At 46.3% G+C, this 19,967-nt stretch carries 17 protein-coding genes; 5 read left to right on the top strand and 12 right to left on the bottom strand.

Features of this window, described 5'->3' with window-relative positions:
* Positions 1–30: 30 nt before the first annotated feature.
* The 6 genes from NDA06_RS14925 to NDA06_RS14900 form a co-directional block, all read right to left on the bottom strand.
* The gene (locus NDA06_RS14925) at positions 31–1,194 is read right to left on the bottom strand and encodes an ABC transporter permease (RefSeq protein WP_190428460.1); all 1,164 of its coding nucleotides are present in this window, start codon (positions 1,192–1,194) and stop codon (positions 31–33) included.
* 135 nt (positions 1,195–1,329) lie between these two features.
* Entirely contained in the window at positions 1,330–2,856 is a 1,527-nt protein-coding gene (locus NDA06_RS14920; RefSeq protein WP_347277064.1) for an efflux RND transporter periplasmic adaptor subunit, read from the bottom strand.
* Between the two features lie 30 nt (positions 2,857–2,886).
* The gene (locus NDA06_RS14915; RefSeq protein ID WP_190986852.1) at positions 2,887–5,586 is read right to left on the bottom strand and encodes a glucosidase; all 2,700 of its coding nucleotides are present in this window, start codon (positions 5,584–5,586) and stop codon (positions 2,887–2,889) included.
* A 57-nt stretch (positions 5,587–5,643) separates the two neighbouring features.
* Entirely contained in the window at positions 5,644–6,204 is a 561-nt protein-coding gene (locus tag NDA06_RS14910) for a sugar O-acetyltransferase (protein WP_190986853.1), read from the bottom strand.
* Between the two features lie 211 nt (positions 6,205–6,415).
* On the bottom strand, positions 6,416–6,781 hold the full coding sequence (locus tag NDA06_RS14905) for a response regulator (RefSeq protein ID WP_190410056.1): 366 nt from the start codon (positions 6,779–6,781) through the stop codon (positions 6,416–6,418).
* Between the two features lie 106 nt (positions 6,782–6,887).
* Positions 6,888–7,151: a hypothetical protein gene (locus NDA06_RS14900; RefSeq protein WP_190410057.1), complete on the bottom strand. Its 264-nt coding sequence runs from the start codon at positions 7,149–7,151 to the stop codon at positions 6,888–6,890.
* A 137-nt stretch (positions 7,152–7,288) separates the two neighbouring features.
* On the opposite strand from NDA06_RS14900, the gene NDA06_RS14895 reads away from it, so the two are divergent.
* Positions 7,289–7,462: a hypothetical protein gene (locus NDA06_RS14895; RefSeq protein ID WP_190428456.1), complete on the top strand. Its 174-nt coding sequence runs from the start codon at positions 7,289–7,291 to the stop codon at positions 7,460–7,462.
* 20 nt (positions 7,463–7,482) lie between these two features.
* On the opposite strand, the gene NDA06_RS14890 is transcribed toward NDA06_RS14895, so the two are convergent.
* Positions 7,483–7,716: a hypothetical protein gene (locus NDA06_RS14890; protein WP_190428367.1), complete on the bottom strand. Its 234-nt coding sequence runs from the start codon at positions 7,714–7,716 to the stop codon at positions 7,483–7,485.
* Positions 7,717–7,722: 6 nt separating this feature from the next.
* Here NDA06_RS14890 and NDA06_RS14885 point away from each other — a divergent pair, with 6 nt between their 5' ends.
* Entirely contained in the window at positions 7,723–8,433 is a 711-nt protein-coding gene (locus tag NDA06_RS14885; RefSeq protein ID WP_190428368.1) for a gamma-glutamyl-gamma-aminobutyrate hydrolase family protein, read from the top strand.
* Between the two features lie 251 nt (positions 8,434–8,684).
* Positions 8,685–10,337: a hypothetical protein gene (locus NDA06_RS14880; protein WP_190986854.1), complete on the top strand. Its 1,653-nt coding sequence runs from the start codon at positions 8,685–8,687 to the stop codon at positions 10,335–10,337.
* 202 nt (positions 10,338–10,539) lie between these two features.
* On the opposite strand, the gene NDA06_RS14875 is transcribed toward NDA06_RS14880, so the two are convergent.
* Both NDA06_RS14875 and NDA06_RS14870 read right to left on the bottom strand, forming a co-directional pair.
* Entirely contained in the window at positions 10,540–10,926 is a 387-nt protein-coding gene (locus NDA06_RS14875) for a nuclear transport factor 2 family protein (protein ID WP_190533823.1), read from the bottom strand.
* 39 nt (positions 10,927–10,965) lie between these two features.
* A complete protein-coding gene (locus tag NDA06_RS14870) occupies positions 10,966–11,340 on the bottom strand; it encodes a nuclear transport factor 2 family protein (protein WP_190410063.1) in 375 nt (124 codons plus the stop codon).
* Positions 11,341–11,955: 615 nt separating this feature from the next.
* Between NDA06_RS14870 and NDA06_RS14865 the strand changes: the two genes are divergently transcribed.
* Positions 11,956–15,459 (top strand): PAS domain S-box protein, encoded by a 3,504-nt coding sequence (locus NDA06_RS14865; RefSeq protein WP_190986855.1) that lies wholly within the window; start codon positions 11,956–11,958, stop codon positions 15,457–15,459.
* Positions 15,431–15,811: a response regulator gene (locus NDA06_RS14860; RefSeq protein ID WP_190410137.1), complete on the top strand. Its 381-nt coding sequence runs from the start codon at positions 15,431–15,433 to the stop codon at positions 15,809–15,811. Before NDA06_RS14865 ends, NDA06_RS14860 begins: the two co-directional genes overlap by 29 nt.
* Positions 15,812–15,988: 177 nt before the next feature.
* Here the strand turns inward: NDA06_RS14860 and NDA06_RS14855 are convergent, their stop codons facing one another.
* The 3 genes from NDA06_RS14855 to NDA06_RS14845 all read right to left on the bottom strand — a co-directional run bounded on the left by NDA06_RS14855 (position 15,989) and on the right by NDA06_RS14845 (position 19,638).
* On the bottom strand, positions 15,989–16,573 hold the full coding sequence (locus NDA06_RS14855; protein ID WP_190410065.1) for a peptidoglycan-binding domain-containing protein: 585 nt from the start codon (positions 16,571–16,573) through the stop codon (positions 15,989–15,991).
* A 691-nt stretch (positions 16,574–17,264) separates the two neighbouring features.
* On the bottom strand, positions 17,265–18,305 hold the full coding sequence (locus tag NDA06_RS14850; RefSeq protein WP_190986856.1) for a M23 family metallopeptidase: 1,041 nt from the start codon (positions 18,303–18,305) through the stop codon (positions 17,265–17,267).
* 497 nt (positions 18,306–18,802) lie between these two features.
* Positions 18,803–19,638, bottom strand: a protein-coding gene (locus NDA06_RS14845; RefSeq protein ID WP_242047552.1) for an IS5 family transposase whose coding sequence is annotated in 2 segments (ribosomal slippage) — positions 18,803–19,248 and positions 19,248–19,638 — 837 coding nt in all. Because the reading frame shifts where the segments join, the coding sequence is not laid out codon by codon here.
* Positions 19,639–19,967 lie beyond the last annotated feature (329 nt).

Below are 19,967 nucleotides of genomic sequence, written 5' to 3'. Positions count from 1 at the left end.
GGCAGCTTGACACAATGCCTATTAGTGAGGCTAAGAGTTACGCAGTGCTTTCACGGGATCGAGTCGGCTAGCTCTCACAGCAGGTAAAAACCCCGCGCCTACTCCCACCAAAAGTGCAGATCCTAAGGACAAGGCAGCCGTCTTGCTTTCAAATTCGTAAGGTAACTTAAAAGTTTCGGCGACAACCATCGTCAAGCCATGCACCGAGATAATAGCGGCAGTTCCCCCCAATAAACTCAGGATTGCCGCTTCCAGAATAAATTGCAGCAAGATGTCCCGCCTTTTTGCCCCAATTGCCCGCCTCAGCCCAATTTCTGGGGTACGCTCCATTACTGCTGCGATTGTGATATTGGCAATGCCGACGCCACCGATGAGTAGCGAAATGATTCCCACGGCTGTCAGCCCATTGGATGCCATTTCCAAGGTTTGCTGCTGCGCCAAGATTTCGTCTACGTTGTTCCAGGCATAAACCTCTTTGCCTGGGAAGCGCTGCTCCATCAGTTGCTTGGCTTTGTCTGCCAAATCTTCTAAGTCTTCTATTTTGTAAGGGCGTATCTTGAAGGAGCCAAGGTCGCGGCTACCCGTCAGGGCGTAGTAAAACGACATCGGTATCAATACCTCACCTTCAGGTTCCCCAAAAGATGGGGTAACGGTTGGCACGACCCCGACAACGACGTAGGGTCTTGAATTGGCATAAATGGTTTCTCCAACAGCTTTCTGACCTTTAAAAAGTTTGTCTACTAAAAATTGATCGAGCACCACGACAGGGCGATAGTTTTCAAAATCGGCAGGAGTGAAGAAGCGCCCCGCTACCAATTGCTTTCCCGACGTGAGCAGAAAGTCTTGAGTAACAGACCTCATATTAGGTTGGGCTTCTTCATCCTGAAATAAGGTTTGAGGATTCGGATAGAACCCACTAGAGGCACTGATTGCCCGCACGCCCTCTAGCCGCTGTCGCAAGTATTCCATGTCTTCTGACCGGAGTTCCCCATTCATGTAGACAGAGACTTGAGGGGCGTCTCTCTCAGCGAGTTGCTTGGCAATTACCGCTCGACTGATGCTGCCCACTTGAAGCGTGGCGCTGACTGCTGCTACACCCATAAAAACGCCCAAAGTGGTAAGGGTTGAACGCACAGGGTTACTGCGTAGCGAGTTACAGGTGAGTGCGAGGAGGTCGAAGGGGGAGAGGCTCATATCAACTTAAAAATTAGGAATTACCAATTACTTCTCATGTTTCTTTTTTCTGTTTCCCAGGCTGAGCATGAGAGCAAGGATATTAATTACCAATTACCGATTACCAATTACCAATTACCAATCACCAATTACCAATCACTTTTCATCTTTCTTTTCTAATTTCTCTTGAACAATAACCGGCGTTCCTGGCTCTAAGGAAGCATCCGGTGGGGGCAGCACCACGGAGTCCCCCGGTTGCAAACCTGAAGTCACTTCTACGGTTGTTAATCCCTCTAGCCCCAAAGATACGTCCCGTTTTTGCGCCTTGCCTTGATCTCGTACCCAGACAAAGGGTTTAGAACCAGAGCGCTGTATGGCTTCCGTATTCAAAACCACGACGTTCTGGCGCTGCTGCAAAATAATTTCGACGCTGACTTGGCTGCTAGGAATTAATCTGCGGGTGGGTTGGTCAAGCTTGACAGTTGCAGGCACCGTGGCTTGTCCGGATTGGCTTTCCTGCTCGCTGCTGCTAGAAGTGCTAGCGATCGCTTGGGGATACAAGCTTTGCACTCGTCCGGTAAATTTCTTCGCATCGGGACCAATCACACTAATGCGGACACGTTGATTGCTCTTCACTTTGGCAGCATTGAGTGTGGAAAGATTGAGTTTCACCAACTCTTGTGTCGGATCGCCTAAAGTCAGCAGGTCATTCCCAATGTTGACGCCATTCTCATTCTTAACCATGATGTTAAGAACTTTCCCTTGAATGGGTGCAGTGACGATGTTGTTTTGGAGTTGCTGCTGAAGATTTTTGATTTCCAGCACCTTCATCTGGATGTCCCGACTGGTGGTAGCGACTTCTAATTGTGCCTGCCGCAGTTCAGTTTGTGCAGTCGCCACCTTGTCTAAGATTTCTTGCTGGTCAGTTTGACGCTGCTGCTGAAGGTTCTGGAGTTCTAAGTTACTTGTACTCGCTTCTAACTGAGCATCTCGTAAAGCAGACTGGGCATCGCGGACTTGTTCTTGCTGATTCTGGAGTTCGTTGGCTGGAATGAAGCCTTTGTCAGCGAGGACTTGCAGCTGCTTGAGTTCCTGTTGGGCAGCCGTTAGCTTTTCCTGAGCTTCGGCAATCTTCTGCTGATTGCGTTTGATGCTAAGTTCCTGTTTCCGAATTGCCGCCTGCTGATTGACACGATTTTGAAGTTCTCTTCGGGCAGTTGTTAGCCTTTCCTGGGCTTCTTCAACTTTCTGGCGACTGCGTGCCAAAGTGAGTTCCTGTTTAGTAATCTCCAACTGCTGGGCGTCGAGGCTTGTTTCTTGCTTGGTGTCGCGCAGAACGATGAGTTTTTGACCGGCTTGAACGCGATCGCCAAGTTGTACTAACACCCGTTCTACAGCGCTTTCCGCTGGGGATTTGAGGGTTTGCTGACCGCCTAATTCAACCACGCCACTTTCATTGATCGTGTTCTCAACGGTGCCTCGCTCTACTTTTACCAAACGCACCGCCACCGGATCGCTGGAGCGATTTAGCAGCAACCCATAAACTAGCCAACCTCCTACGCTTGCTACTGCTAGACCTGCTGACCAAGCTAACCATTTGACTCCAGCCTTGAATTCCGGTTTACCCAGTTTTCCAATTCCCAACACTTTGCCCGTCCAGTTTGCAGTAGTAAGCTGAATCACCCTGCTACTGATAATAGTTCACCGTTCAGCCTATTTTTGAGCAGGTTTGGAAGCTTGATTTTGTCCGCCGTATTCGCCGCATTGCTGAATGAGTTTAGCGACTACACCTGTCCAGCCAGTTTGATGACTAGCGCCCAGTCCTGCGCCATTATCGCCATGAAAATATTCGTAGAACAGAATTAAATCGCGCCAATGGGGATTATTTTGAAAGGTTTCCGAGTCGCCATAAACCGGACGTTTACCTGATTCATCCTGAAGGAAAATTCGGGTTAGCCTTTGCGACAATTCTGTGGCGACTTCCCAGAGATTCATCATTTGACCAGAACCTGTGGGACATTCGACTTGGAAATCATCACCCAGGTAGTAATGAAATTTTTGAAGCGCTTCAATAATTAAATAATTAATCGGAAACCAAATAGGCCCGCGCCAGTTGGAATTCCCCCCAAATAAGCCGCTCCTGGATTCTGCCGGTTCGTAATCTACCCGGTATTCTTCTCCATTTACCTCAAAAATGTATGGATTACTCGCATGAAATTTTGAAACGGAGCGAATCCCATAGGGGCTTAAGAATTCATTTTCATCGAGCATTTTCTCTAAGATCCGGCGGAGTTTATCTCGATAAGCGATCGCAAGTAATCTTCTAGCACCAACCCCTGGCGTTTCCATACACGCAACATTTTGCTTCAGGTTAGGGCGATTTTGGATAAACCATTGCATTCGTTGTTGAAAACCTGGAAGTTTCTCCAACATTTCTGGTTCAATCGTGGCAACTGCTAATAGGGGAATCAGCCCAACCATTGAACGCACTTTTAGGGGCAAATAGCGACCATCGGGTAAATGCAGCATATCGTAGTAAAAGCCATCAGCTTCATCCCACAGAGATGTCTCCGCATCGCCCATACAGTTCATCGCATCAGCGATATAAAGGAAGTGTTCAAAAAATTTGCTAGCGATATCTTCGTAAGCGGAATTTTCTTGCGCTAACTCTAGCGCGATCGCTAGCATATTTAGACAGTACATTCCCATCCAACTTGTACCATCAGACTGTTCTAGGTTTCCGCCTGTAGGAAGTTCTACATTTCTGTCAAAGACACCAATGTTATCCATTCCTAAGAAACCTCCCTGAAATACATTTTTCCCTCCGATATCTTTGCGGTTCACCCACCAGGTAAAATTGAGTAGTAATTTTTGAAACACGCGCTCTAAAAACTTCTTATCAGCGCGACCATACATTTTTTGTTCAATCTTGTAAATGCGGAATGCTGCCCAAGCATGAACTGGCGGATTACCATCGCTGAAATCCCATTCATAGGCTGGTAATTGACCATTGGGATGCATATACCATTCCCGCGTCAACCTGTCGAGTTGCCGCTTAGCAAAATCCGGATCGATTGTTGCTAAGGGAATGACATGAAAGGCTAAATCCCAGGCTGCAAACCAAGGATATTCCCACTTGTCCGGCATGGAAATAATGTCATCATTGAAAAGATGAATCCACTCAGAATTTCTAATGCTTTGCCGCGACTTGGGTGATGGATGAATCGGATCGCCTTTTAACCATTCTTCTACAACATAGTAATAATATTGCTTATTCCACAACATTCCCGCGAAAGCTTGGCGTTGCACATTTCGCCTGTCTTCTGTTAGAGAACACGAAGAAGTAACTTGTTCGTAAAATTCATCAGCTTCTCGTTTGCGATTTTGGAAAGCTGTGTCAAAATCCGCACCAAATGGTTCTGCAAAGTCAGGTGAATCAGTTAGTCGTAGTCGAATCACCTTGGTTTCGCCCGCAGCAATTCTTAATCTATAATTGGCAGCAAATTTAGTTCCTGTTTGGTTAGGATTTACAGCATCTTTTTGACCGCTGACAATATAATTATTAATTCCATCTTTTACGTAGGGCGAGGGATTATTTACCCCAAATAATCTTTCCTGATTTGTTTCATTTTCTGTAAACAACAGTAGGGGCGGCGTTTCCGCACCCTGATTCCCCTCACAATAAAGCCAGCGTTCGCCCAGCGTTGCTTCAGTAGCTTCTAAAATACTTAGATTATCGTCACTTTTGAGCTTTTTGATTTTGGGCTTATCTTCAGAATTATTCCAAGACCAAGTATTACGAAACCAGAGAGTCGGGAGAAGATGCAGCGTTTTCTCTTCAGTTCCTCGGTTGATAGCACTGATTTGAATTAAAATATCCTCTGGTGAAGCTTTGGCATACTCAACAAAAATATCGAAATATGCATCGGACTCAAATACTCCAGTATCAAGTAATTCAAATTCTCGATCTTGATAACCTCTACACTTATTTTCTTCAACGAGTTGAGTATAAGGGAAGGCTTGTTGTGGATATTTATAAAGACATTTCATGTAAGAATGAGTGGGAGTATTGTCAAGATAAAAGTAATATTCCTTGACATCTTCGCCATGATTTCCTTCCTTCCCAGTTAAACCAAAAAGCCTTTCTTTTAGGATCGGATCTTCTCCATTCCAAAGCGCGATCGCAAAACAAAGTCGCTGATGGTTATCCGAAATTCCGGCAATCCCATCTTCTCCCCAGCGATAAGCACGAGAACGAGCCTGATCGTGAGTAAAATAGTCCCAAGCCGAGCCATCAGGACTATAATCTTCTCTCACCGTTCCCCACTGTCGTTCGCTCAAATAAGACCCCCATCGCCGCCAATGAGCTTTGCGATCGCGGTCTTCTTGTAATCTAGTTTCTTCTGGAGTCATCCTACTGTTAAATGATTAAAAATTTTCTAATGAATTCTAATTAAACTCAACAAAAATTTAAGTTGCTGGTCGAATAATGCGACAGGGATTTCCAGCAGCCACAACATTTTCAGGAATATCTTTAACAACAACACTTCCAGCTCCAATTGTGGTGTTGTCGCCAATTGTTACCCCTGGACAAATGATAGTGCCGCCTCCAATCCAGACATTATTGCCAATTTTAATCGGTGTAGCGAGTTCTAGACCCGTTTGCCGAATTGCAGGATCGGTCGGATGATAGGCGGTGTAAATTTGCACGTAGGGACCAAACAAAACATTGTCACCGATATGAACGGTATTGCAGTCTAGAATTACGCATCCATAATTCATGTACAACCCGTTGCCAGCGTAAATATTGCTACCGTAGTCACAGTGAAATGGCGGTACAATTTGAACCGTTGAGCCTACCTGAGCGAACAAGTCGTTGAGAATTTGCGATCGCAACTCTAGCTCTTCCTCAGTTGTCGCATTGTACATTCTTAATAGACGAGACGCCCGTTTGCTTGCAGCAGCAAGTTCCGGATCAGACGCTCGATATAGCTCACCTGCCAGCATCTTCTGTTTTTCCGTTTTTTCCACGGCGTTGCTTCCTGCACTCTCTCTACAAGTATGCGTTGAAAGTCTATAGGCGTGATGAGAAAGCAATGAGAAATAGCCGCTTGTTCATGCCAAACTTTCCTCATTTACTGGCATCTGCCTAAAGACAAAAAAAGAGAGGCTCCGCCTCCCCCTTTAGTCGTAAATTTAAATACACATTCCCAAGCACCTGCTTAAGAATAAGAAAGTCGGATTATTTTCTCATATGAGTAGCGATCGCTTCTAGAAGTGAAGCAGTTGTAAACGGTTTAGCAAGATAACCGTTTGCACCTAAGAGTTGCCCTTGGTGAAAGAAGTTTTCAGTAGTATCAGCCGTGAGAAAGATGAAGGGAATTGGAGCTGTAACCGGATCGGAACGAAGCGCCCTGAGAACTTCGTACCCATCAAGTTCTGGCATTCTCACATCACATAAAATCAAATCGGGACGCAATTCTTTTGCCAATTGCACTCCGATGCTGCCATTTTCAGCACCAATGGCAATAAATTCTCCTTCAATCAGGATGTCTAGGATGCTCTCACGGATGACTTCTTCATCTTCAATCACCAACACTTTTGTCATCAGTTCCTATCTAGCCATTCAATGACGCTTTGACAACAAAAGGGGTATTCAGCAATTCCATTGCTCAACTGGCTTGTATCAGTTTTATAATGCGACTCTCTAAAAACTATCTTATTTCTGAGGGTCGATCTCCACCAATCGAGAGTGCCTTCTTGCTCTGTTTCAACTGTTTCCAGAGACGCTTCACTTGTTCATATGCCTGTTCGGGAGCAAGCTTGCCTCCGGTCTCTAGAGCAGAAATGTAGCCAACTTTATGAGCAAACTCTTGCAAATTGGCATTAAAAGCGAGTTGTTCGGGCGTAAATGAGCCGTAATAGCGGCTTTGAGGGTAAAGAAAGCTGTTTTTGCTCGCTTGGTCAGGATTAATCATGGCTATCTTTTTATGACATTGAGTCTTAATTTCAAAATCTCTTGTAGATGTTACCTTAACCTAAATTTAACCTAATTTGATTACCCCCTAGGGAATATTCACAAATATCAACTTTCCTGAATTACTAAACAGCAGGGATGATGTTCTGGCTTGGCTTCACCGATGCAGAGTTTACGGCACGTTGCACCCAACAAAGGCGATCTAAAGGCGATCGCGTCTCCCTCGAAAATTCAGCTACTTTCTCCTTGCCTCCATACGCTGTTGAAATTCCCAAGACAGCACAGCAAACTGTATTGCCTGCGACACGCTAAATCTGCAAAAACAGTCATGCTTAAGGGGAACTCAGCCTAAGAATGCAAAGACGGCGATCGCTCGTTTGATGTTGCGGTAGATTTCGCAATTGGCTACCTTGCACAGACAGCGATCGCTCTTTATTGCCGGAAGCTACTTTCAGGATGGAGACTGAAAGCAATAGGAGAGATTTTGCGATTCCCCGCATCAGGGATAAAATCTCGCAATGTTGAGGTTGCGGAGCCAGAGCGATCGCCCGATCAACTGCTAACATCAGAAAATGAAATCTAAGCCGCCACTCATTGGAATTACTACCGCTGGTCAGCTGGATACGCGCCTGTTTAGCATCAGAGGCGACTATGTAGAGGCAGTGCGCTTAGCGGGTGGCTTACCGATGTTGCTGCCCCCAGGAGAACCCGATCCCGCAGCCATCTTAGAAAGAATTGATGGATTGATCTTTTCTGGCGGGGGTGATATTGACCCCGCGATTTACAACGACTCATCCCATCCCACAGTTTATAACGTCGATCGTCAGCGCGATACCTTTGAGCTAGCTTTAGCCAAGCTGGTTTTAGAGACAGATATCCCAATCTTAGGGATTTGTCGTGGCTTGGAAATTTTGGTAGTCGCAACAGGTGGCAATTTGGTGCAGCATCTGCCGGATGAATTTGGTGACGCGATCGCGCACCGCACCCATCAGTCTCGCTTCTGCGAACATCATGTGCAAATTGACCCCGATAGTCGCCTAGCAGCGATGATTGGCATTACAGAGTCGGAGATAGTCTCGTGGCATCATCAAGCGGTGCGGACAGTACCACCAGGGTGGAGGGTTACGGCACGCGCTTCTGATGGCGTAATTGAAGCGATGGAACACGAACAGCATCCTTGGGCGATCGCACTTCAGTGGCATCCAGAACTCGCTCTCCAAGATCCCTATCAGCAACGCATCTTTCAGGCGTTAGTCGAGACAGCACGTAAGCGCACAATTTAATTTTCAAGAGATCCACGTGTTCTCGACTACAAGGCACGGACACATCTCGAAAAGGCTGAAACGGGAAAAAAATCTGTTTTGTAGACCTTTAATAAACGTTAGCGAAAGTGTTATTTAAATAAGCTTTTTTCGCACCCTTACTTATCGGGAAATCCAAAAACGAAGATTGTATCTATCTCTATCGTGTTCATCTGTGTTTAGACGTGATTTCCCTATTAAATGATTTTTCCAAAAAGAGAAAAAACCTCTCGATGAAGCGTCTCGTGGCAATTTTCGGTATTGTTGGAATTCTCAATGCCTGTGCAGCTCAAACTCCTCAATCACCTCAGGCAATTGAGCAAGCAACTAATTCTACTAAATCGACGGCTTCAAACTCAAAAACGACTTCACAAACTGACAAAAGTTCCCAGATAGCGAATTCGGATAATTCAGCAACTAAATTGCCAAAACTGGTTTCCGATAAAGATGAATTGCCTTCTCAGCAATTTGATTTTCACATCCGCAACATTGTGACTGCTGGCGATACTGTAAAGTTTCAATCCCGCAAGTATGATTTTGTTTTTGACAAAAATAGTAGTAATTTTTCTGTGCAACCAGGAAGCCTCCCCAAAAATTTTGTTTCTCAGCCAGAGAAGCATCAAAAAGCACTGGGAGGAGAGTTAAATCTGCCTTCTCGTTACGAAACGATTGAACATAAAGGCAAGACTTATCAATATCGGGTAAGTCGTGAAGGGAATTCAGAAACTCCAGATTGCCAAAAAGAAGCAAAAGTCGTAATTACGCTAATTACGCCCGAAAATAAGCAACCAAAAACTCAAACCCTATACACAGGCGGTTGTCTGAGCTTTCCTTACATTACCGCCGCTAAAATTGTAGGCGATCGCTTGTGGTGGTCGCTTGCCTTTCCGCAAGGAGAAGGGTATACCGGCAAAACAACTCTCGTTGGTTATCAGCCGCAGCAGCAGAAATGGACAGTTATTCATCCACAAGGGATGGATAGACAGGAGATTCTCGATTTCGAGATTGCAGGAACTCGCGATCACCCAACATTCTGGATAGCAACAAAAATTAGTGGAGAAGGCAACAACTATTCACCAGGAATGGGATTAGTCGCGTACCGTCCCGACTCTTCTGACCTGCAATCTGGTTCTGTGACTTCGTACCGCGTAGACAACAGCCCGCTCATCGGTGTAATTCCCGATCGGTTATTGCTGGAATCAGATCGGCTTTGGGTTGGTACAGGCAACGGGGTCTGCCAGTTGCAATTGTCAGTTCCCGATAATCCTGATTGGAAATGCTGGCGATTTGCCATCACCGCACAACTACCGACCGCGAAAGTGCCTCTCTACAGCGCATTGTTGAACGACACCCCTGCGGCTACTCTCGATACGACTGCGGGAAAAACCGTTGAAGTTCTCTGGTGGTTGCCTACAGACTATACCAGTAACGATCAACCTCTGCCGCGCCGGAAAGGTCGTTACGAAGTCAGATATGAAACAGGCTTCACAGTGACGCTGGATGGGCAGGGGGCAACTTCTTGGTCTGAAATTTTTGGATCATCGGAAAAGCCGCCGGTGTGGTTTTCTCCTGTCTCCTGGCCTGGTAATGACTGGCATTGGGACGGTTCGCGCTTTGTCCGAGGATTTGATGAAGTGTGTGAGTGTCACTCTGGGGGAGGTCCTAGAGGCATTGGTTCTATAGAGCGCAATCCTAGCGGTGGCATCAACCTTAATGCCATGCGAGGCGATTTGGATTTAGTGAATTTGTCGAAGAATTCTACTAGCGTCAAATATTATTCCGGCTGGGTTGATGAGGCTTCGATCAATCCTTACCCCAGGGTGGTGCCGCAATATCCAAAAAATGCTCAACCTAATCCTCTTGAATCTATCGCTAAGCAACTCTAGTCCGGGGTTCTGTAAGGTACAACAGAAACTTTAGGAGACGCTGTTATCCACTTCAGAAATTGAGGGACGAAAATCACTATTTAGATGGATCGAATTATTTGTAGTTCCCCATCCTTATCTCTGTGTCAGCATTAAGTTTCGTTCCTCAAACGCCACGTCGCAAGAGTGGGGAAGCCTCCGTTTTCAGGTGGCTTCCCAACCTTTAACGCATTAAAGGACTCCCGTGGTGATGGACTAAATACCACTTTTGGGCCATTCGCTCAAAAATATTCGTTGCCATCGACTGGGCTTTAACTCTTCTGCCACCGCTGACTTGAAACACATTTTCGACAAGTACAACGTAGGCAATATTATCTCGAATCTCTGTAGTAACAATCTCTGTTTCTATTTCAATGTAACTGGTGTTTTTAAATATCTGTTCCCAGGAAGAGCGAATTTCCTTGCCGCCTTTCAGTGCTTTGCGTCCGGGGTGTATACAAAGAGTCCCGGTTCCTTGCGAACAGATTGCACTCATGGCTTCGATATCTTTTTTCTCGAAGGCTCGATAGAAAGCCTGATTTGCGGCTAATACCTCTTGCTCATCGCTCATAGTTTCCTCACCTCATTTAAATTTTGACAGAATTAATTATCATGTTCTTAACTTAGGTGTTTCAGTATCAAAATATTCACGCCAGCGAGTAATCCAACCCTCTTTGAAACTAATAACAATAACATCATCGGCTTTGTTACGACGACCAGTTGAATTTTCAGTATCTTCGTAATACCACTCAACGACTGCGCGATCGCCATCAACGATAACCTGCTGAATCTCAATTCTTACATCTGAATACTGCTGAGCAAAATGAGCGACTTCTTGCCGAATTCTCTCTTGCCCCTGCCATCGTTGACCCGGTACGATGATTTCACCGTTGGGCGTAAACAGTGCCGCTAGAGCCTCGCCGTCACGCGCAATCCAAGCGTCTCTAGCTTGCGCGATCGCTATCCGAATGTCTTCTGGATTCATAGACTGATTGGCAAACGCAACTTTGCTAAAATCTGTATTTAATAATATGAGGCTTAATCCTACCTATATAAACCATTTTAAATGAAAAAGATATATTAATAAAATAATAAAGGCTATTGTAATTACATTTAGCTTTAAAAATGTTGTTTTTTACGAACCGCAGAGGCGGCAGAGAAAACAAATACAGAGAGAATTTATAAGTTAGGCTAGGAAAGCTATGCATCCCTCCACCAGCAGAATGAGTTGATAGCAAGTTTACTAAATGATTAGAAGGCGAGCTACCCGACTTCTCTAAGAAGTCGGGTAGCTGAACCTCTAGCTCATAACTAAAATCTGATTGCTATACTATTTTGGATTGTCAAATACTTACGATTTTCCTTGTCTCTACCAGTCCGTAGCTTCAGAAAATCAAACTCAGAAAATTAAGTATGGTAACGGTCAAACAAAATGGGATTACCAACGAGGGGAATGGAGGTTATTAAAGCCTTTTCTGAGAGTATCTTATCGCCCTGCCAGAAAATTTACTTTAAGGTAGACTCAGGCTGCTAAGGAAAGAAGCTTGAGGCTGGAATTTTTAAACGTCTTTTTTACTTCAAGGGTAAGGAAAGAAGCTGGATGCTGGAATTTTTAAATGTCTTTTTTAGTTCAGGAGGGTTTATCCCTCACGGTCATTGTTACCTATGGAAGCCTGGTTTGGTGTGGCTTCATATCGTGTCCGATTCTCTAATTGCCCTTGCTTATTATTCGATCCCGGTGACGCTGTTCTACTTTGTCCGGAAGCGTCAGGATCTTCCATTTGACTGGATTTTTCTACTATTTGGCTCATTTATCATCGCGTGTGGTACCACCCATGTCATGGAGATTTGGACGCTTTGGCATCCTACCTATTGGCTGTCTGGGTTCATCAAAGCAATTACCGCTTTAGTCTCGGTGTACACGGCTGCGTCTCTGGTGCCCTTGGTTCCTCAAGCGCTTGCTCTCCCAAGCCCCGCAGTGTTGGAAGCAACGAACCGAGAACTGGAAAACCAAATCGCCTACCGCTTGCAGATAGAGGAGGCGCTGCAAGCAAGCGAAGAACGATTTCGGAGTGCCTTTGACTATGCGGCGGTGGGAATGGCGCTGGTGGCAACAGATGGACGCTGGCTGGAAGTCAATCGTTCTTTATGCGAGATCGTTGGCTATTCGGAGCAAGAATTATTGGCTAGGAACTTCCAAGCGATTACGCATCCAGACGATTTAGAAACCAATCTGGAATATATGCACCAAATGCTGGCTGGCAAGATTCAGCATTACAACGTGGAGAAGCGATACCTCCACAAACAGGGACACATTGTATGGATTTTCTTGAGTGGATCGCTAGTGCATAATGCCAAGGGTGAACCGTTGTTTACTGCTCAGATTCAAGACATCACGCAGCGCAAGTTGGCAGAAGAGGAGAGAAAGGCATCGCAAGCGCGACTGGCTGGGATTTTAGATATTGCTGAGGATGCAATTATTTCCGTAAACGAAACTCAACAAATTACCTTATTTAACCAAGGGGCGGAAAAAATATTTGGCTATACCGCCAATGAGGTAATTGGTCAGTCCCTGGATTTGCTGTTGCCAAAGCGGGCTGCGATCGCTCACCGTCAGCATATTCGCAATTTTGACACTTCTGTGGGTACCGCCCGGAAGATGGGAGAGCGCAACGAGGTTTTTGGACAGCGTAAAAATGGTGTGGAGTTTCCAGCGGAAGCTTCCATTTCTAAGCTGGAATTAGCTGGGGAAAAAATATTTACCGTAATTTTACGAGACATCACCGAACGCAAGCGGGGGGAGGAAGCTTTATCCCAACTAGCCTCGATTGTTGAGTCCTCAGAGGATGCAATCGTGGGCAAAACACTAGATGGAATCATTACCAGCTGGAACTCAGGGGCTGAACGAATCTATGGCTATACCGCCCAAGAAGTCAAGGGACAGCCAATCTCGATTCTGTTGACACCCGACCGCTTCAATGAGATGCCGTCAATTTTGGCAAGAATCAAGCAGGGAGAACGCATCCCCCCTTATGAAACCGTGCGCCTTAAAAAAGACGGTAGCCAAATTGATGTTGCCATTACGATTTCTCCAATTAAGAATCGGGTGGGTCAGGTGACGGGTGCCTCAGCGATCGCTCGTGACATTAGCGATCGCCGCGCCATAGAACGCCTCAAAGATGAGTTTGTCTCTATCGTCAGTCACGAACTGCGGACGCCCCTAACCTCGATTCGCGGTGCCCTCGGCTTGCTGGCAGGGGGTCTGCTGACTGCTAAACCGGAAAAGGCTCAACGGATGCTGGAGATTGCCGTCTCGAATACCGACCGCTTAGTGCGCCTGATTAACGACATCCTCGATATTGAGCGCATCGAGTCGGGTCAGGTGGCGATGGAGAATCAGATTTGCGATGCGGCAACTCTAATGCTTCAGGCATCAGAGGTGATGCGGGCAATGGCTGACAAAGCTGGAGTCACCCTATCCGTGTCTCCCCTATCCGCCCAACTGTACGCCGATCCTGACCGGATCATCCAGACCCTGACGAACCTACTCAGCAATGCCATCAAATTCTCCCCTCCTAGCAGCAGCGTCTATCTCAGCGCCGAAATTCAGCAGACCAGGGAGCCGCTTGTAGAGACGCGATTTCCCGCTTCTGGAGTCGGGGAGGGTGGAACAGGGAAAGAATTTACCCCCTCACTTCCTCAACCTCTCACCCTCACAGTATTGTTCAAAGTGAAAGACCAGGGACGAGGGATTCCCGCACAGAAGCTGGAAAGCATCTTTAACCGATTCCAACAAGTTGATGCCTCTGACTCGCGCGATAAAGGTGGCACAGGTCTGGGGTTAGCAATCTGTCGCAGCATTGTGCAACAGCATGGAGGTCGTATCTGGGTCGAAAGTACGCTGAATGAAGGCAGTACCTTTTTCTTTACACTGCCCCTTTTGAGTGGTGAGACACGAATGCTGAATGCTGAGGATGAACGGGAGAATCTGTCTTTGGGAGATGTGACGACAGCCCAAGCCGAATACTCCCCTGTGGATACTCAGGACAGTGCCGTGCCCTTACCTTCGGATGCTGAGAATGCACTAGGTACGCCTCTCGTGCTGGTGTGCGATGATGAGCCTGCGGTCTGTGCTGTAGTCCAAACTTTATTAGAACAGCGCGGCTACCAAGTCAAGACGGCTTTCTCAGGTCAAGAAGCGGTAGAATTGGCGCTACAGGAGCAACCTGCGGTGATTCTGCTCGACCTGATTATGCCCGGTATGAACGGCTGGCAAACAATGGCGGTTTTGAAACAGCGACCCGATACAAGGGAAATTCCCATCGTCATTTTCAGCGTTTTATCCCCAGAGCAGAGTAATCTCCTCAAATCTTCTTTAGAGAATCAGACCTTAAGTAGCCTGCTAGATGGAAACCTTCTGCAAACCGATCTGGGTCAGTTGCAGCCGTCTGAGTCTTCAGATGCGATCGCTACCAATGCAATTGCAATGGAAAATGCAGCCAGTTCTAATATTGACAGCGTGGATTCTACAATCAACGACATTCTGCCTCAGGTATCGCTTCCACCAAACTCAGATGATGACAAGCCGCGCCCTCCTGATTTTACCGGCTGGGTTCGCAAACCCTTAAATGAAGCATCCTTATTTCAAGCGCTAGAGCAGTCGTTGCAACAGGCAAAGGTTGCTAGAGTTTTGCTGGTGGAAGACGACCTGGATCTGGCGCGGGTACTGATTGCTCGGTTTGAGCGCCACGGTTTGGAAACGATTCACGCGAAGAACGGACGCGAGGCAATTCAAAAATTAGCAAATATCAATCCCGATCTGCTAGTGCTGGATATCGTACTGCCGGAGTACGATGGTTTTGCTGTAGTAGACTGGCTGCGTCAGTGCAATCGCCTGCGCCAAATTCCAATCGTGGTATATTCTGCTAAGGATTTGAACAACGCCGAAAGAGAGCGGCTGCGGCTAGAACAAACCGAGTTTCTCACTAAAGGTCGGATTACTCCAGAACAATTTGAAGGGCGCATCATTGCCTTGCTGAATCGGATGGTTCCCAACAGGAAGGAAAACTGCAATGGTGACAACGAAGCGCATCCTGGTAATTGATGATGAAGAGGATATTCGGGAAGTGGCTCAGCTAAGCTTAGAAATGGTCGCCAGCTGGGACGTTATGACAGCGAGTTCCGGAAGGGAAGGGCTTGCCAAGGCTGAAGTTGAACCACTTGACGCCATCCTTCTAGATGTGATGATGCCCGACTGGGACGGTACAACGACTTTTCAACAGCTGCAAGCCAATCCAGTAACCCAGCACATCCCCGTGCTGTTGTTGACGGCTAAAATGCAGGCTGCTGACCAACGCCGTTTTGCTCAACTAGGAGTAAAGGCAGTAATTGCGAAACCTTTCGACCCGATGACTCTGGCAGATCAAGTTGCGAAGTCTTTAGGATGGGATATTTAACTGAGTTTTGCTACCAATCGACTGCAAACTCACCCCATCCCAAATTTGAGTGAAACCCAAAAGAATAGGGCGCAGTTGTGCGCCCTATTCTTGTTAAACAGTAAAATCAATTCGATGAAATGAGGTTAACTCAGCTCGTTCTAGGATAGATAGACCAGCTTCTTAGCTAAATCTTCTCTATACTCCCAGCGCTCTGCGAGTTTGCGGTCCCACTACTCCATCTGCACGTAAGCCATTTCTCGACTGAAAATTCCGGACTGCTCTTTGAGTCACCGAACCATAATATCCAGTCGGTGAAACCCCTAAAGCAGATTGAACTTGTCGAACAGCAGAACCTCTAGAGCCTAGGCGGAGAAAGGAACCGCCAACACCAGAACCAGGATTAGAACCAGAACCTGGTCTCGTGCTGATATAGTTAGCAGCAACATAACGGCCCGTAGAAAGCTTTGCATACCCGTTGCGATAAGCCACAACTGGTGCAAGTGCAGCTCCATTACGGACGCAGCTATGCACTCCGTAACGTGTGCTGGGACCGTAGCGAGCATTGAGACAACTGCCGTTTGTATTTACAAAATACTGTGCTGCGTTAGCTGGTTGGATCTCGCTGAGACCTCCGAACAAGAAAGCTACACCAAGTAAACCCAGCCAAGCTGAACTCGGTGGTTGCTTCCAGTTCAGCGAAAAGTCACGCAGAGTATACTCGATACCAGCTTCTGCCTCTTCATAGGTATTAGAAACATGAATGTAAGCAAGAGTTTCCATGATTTTTCTCCGTATGGTTGAGAAACACTTTGTGATGCTTCAGGATGGCTGCTGAGTTTTTCGGAAACATTTTTCGGAAACTCAGGTGATTTTTTATGAATTGTTGAGTTTCAGCCACATTAGAGGAACCTAATGTGCAATTTACTTTCTAAATGAGACGTTCAACTGTAGCCGTTCCAAAACATACAGACAATTCAGCAATACACAAATAATGTGAACTGACAGATGGCAATTCAATCAACGAGTCAAGTTCCAGAAATATCTGGTCTATCCCCGCTTTAGAATAAATCGTTTGCTCAGTTGTCCGATCGCTGTTTTCCCGCACTGACGCACCTTCAGAAAAGTTGCATCGATGCGAGATGGTAATGCTCGTGTCGGTCAGAACGCTTTGTCTATCTGGTTAATCAATACTGTAAGGCTTTAACTCCTCACAATAGTCAAACAATAAGGTAGACATTATCGCAATCTTAAAATCTTAATTTTTTATTCAGAAAAAAGTGAAGAAAAATAAGTTTTATTAAGAAGAAGTAAAGAAAAGGCGATCGCTTTGTCACCTCCCTTGGAAAATCAGGGTAGAAAGAGCGATCGCCTATAGAGAACCTGATAGTCTATCTAGAGAAGAAATCGGGTAGCACTTTCTCTTAGCACGTTCTTTGAAGATTCGTAACCATCAGTCGTCAAACCAAAGCTTTTAGAACCGTGAAATCTTCAAAGAACCGTTAAAAGGCTCAGAACGGAGCTGACGACCATTTCGCCAAACTTCTACTCCGCGTGGACTAATAAAATAAGAATAACTGCCGTTATCCGCTTGATACCGATCCTGCCCAACACGCCAAGCAGCAAGCTGCATCGAAGCGCTCGGTTGTTGCTTTAATTGCCCCATATAAAACAATTGACCATTTTCCCGACAAACTTTCACCAGAGAGCTTGCCGTCTCACCTTCAATCAAGGGGTTGCCGCATTGATTGAAAGTCGCAGCAACAGCATAAGTCGCTGGTGCCGGAGTCACTGCAATCGGTTGCAGTGGTTTGGGTGCGATCGCGCGCGGTACTGGAAGAGAGTTCCCTTGCTGACGACCCCCAGGATAAACATTTAGATTCGGGTATGTGGGGTTGTTGCCTCTCGTGTTTGCATTGTTGCGTACAGCCTGAGAGGCTGGAAGCGGTACAATGGGTTTCGGCGCAGCGGTTGCAATTTGCAGTGGTGGAATCCTGCCTGCGACTAAAGAAGGCAATCCGGTAGCTGGGTCAACCGCTAGACGACCATCAGGATGATATTCAAAGTGAAGATGAGGACCTGTACTATTGCCTGTCGAACCCATCTCAGCAATTACTTGACCCTGAGTAACTTGTTGACCCTTGCTTACCAAAAGACGACTATTGTGACCATACACTGTGTGGCTTCCGTCGGGATGCTGGATTTCTATTACATTGCCTAGTCCCCATCCCGAATCATCACGACCAGCTTTGATGACTGTACCCGATGCGGCAGCAACAATCGGAGTTCCAGTGCTATTAGCAATATCAATTCCTTCGTGATAAGTATTAAAGCCTTGAGTGAGATTCCCTTGAGTGGGCCATATTAAGCCAGAAGCAAGGGAGGGATGACCTTGAGTAGCGGAATAGTCTTTTGCTTGACTCAAGAGGCAGAAACTTGTCCCTAGCATGGTGGCGCATGAGATAACGCCAATTAAGCCATATTTACGGAATTGAGAAATAGCGAGTTGTTTCATTAGATCAGAGCCTGGAAGAAGAAGGGTCTAGGAAGCCTTTTTGTTATCTGTTGGCTTCAGCTTTGAGCTAGCTATATCAGGACAATCGCTATGTAGATTAGGGATACCCGTTTAAGGGGGACAGTAGAACCCCCTCCTCTTATCTTCAGAGGCAAACCTGCATCTCCCAATCCCTCCCGGCGACGGTGAGGGGCGCTCGGTTTGATAACCTACGCTGCTAGCGAGTCACTAAACCTGGCTGACAAGTAGTTATATTTTGTGCTGTTCGCTTGGAGTTGAGCTTTCGGACAGGTCTATAGATGAAGGAGCTTGCTATTTAGTTTAAGCGGATATTTTCTCTTAGAAGGGTTGCTTAGAAGTATGTTCCTTGTTTGGAGATAGATCCAAAAATGGTCAAAAGCATTAATAAATGGCTTAATTTGTGCAGATTCGCTTTAATTCAGGAATTAGCGCTTTTCATTTGAAGCGAATACGGCAGAATAGACCTCTTGCGTGAATCAGGCAGATTGGGAACGGAGCAGTTCAATATTAACGATCGCGGCAATGAGGTTGAAACGGAATCCAAATCGCCGACGACGATTGCGGTATTGTTCTCCCAGAATGCGGAAAATTTTCAACCGTCGATTGATGTGCTCCGCAATCACTCTCAATCGAGCCAAATGGCGATTGTGCTGACGCTCACTCTTATCTAATTGGCGTTTGGGTGGCTTTTTAGCAGGAATGCAACTATTAGTATGTAGTTTTGTCATCCCCTGATATCCTTTATCTGCCAAGCAGAGTTGCTCCGGCAGCAAGGGAATGGGATGGCGTTTAAACAGGCGAAAATCATGCACTTGTCCTTTGCCAAAGGCAGTACAGATAATTTGTCCATTCGCCTGGTTAACCACCACTTGTGCTTTCAAAGTATGCCGCTTTTTCTTGCCACTGTAATAGGCTCGTTGTTTTTTTTGGGGCGTTCAATCGGACTTTCAGTCACATCCACCACCACCACCTCCCAGAGGTAGGCATTTTGGTAAAGCTGATGCTTACCAGGTAGCCGAAACTTGCCGGAATCCATCAACAACCGTTCAACTTTTTGAATCAGTCGGCAGACCGCAGACTCACTCAGACCCCAACTACTGCCGATATGGAATTGGGTGCGGTACTCTCGCCAGTATTCCAGCACAACCAACAGTTGGTCTTCCACACTCAATTTACACTGTCCACCGCGCTTGCCGCGTCGATCCACGTGAGGTCGTAGCACCGCGACCATTTGCTCAAAGGTTTCAGGATGCACCCCACATCTACGTTTAAAGGCGCTTGGTTTGAGTTGTTTGAGTTGTTCGTAGGTCATACTGGCTTTCCCCCTTAACCTACTTTTACTCACACTCTCGCTATTCACGCAAGAAGTCTAATAACCTAACCTTCTAGCCTTCCTTCCCTAAGATGGCTATCCTTTACCCATCACTGCGGAAACAGAGTTTATTTTTTTTGTGTTCTGTAAAAAAGTTCAGATAGCTCCGATAGTGACAAAGGACTCTCTCAATCTGACACGCAAGCAGATGGGCATTATCCAACTTTAGTCTGCTCGTGCTGCCCTCCACTCTCCGACAGCTCAAACAGCCTGAGTGCAAAGAAGTGTTAGATATTTGGCTAATCCTTATTGAATAAATCTATCGGATT

The organism is Trichocoleus sp. ST-U1 (genome assembly GCF_039961835.1).
In the GTDB taxonomy this organism is placed as follows: domain Bacteria; phylum Cyanobacteriota; class Cyanobacteriia; order Cyanobacteriales; family FACHB-T130; genus FACHB-T130.
Note: the sequence above shows the minus strand (reverse complement) of the source record. Positions and strands in the feature narration are given on the sequence as shown.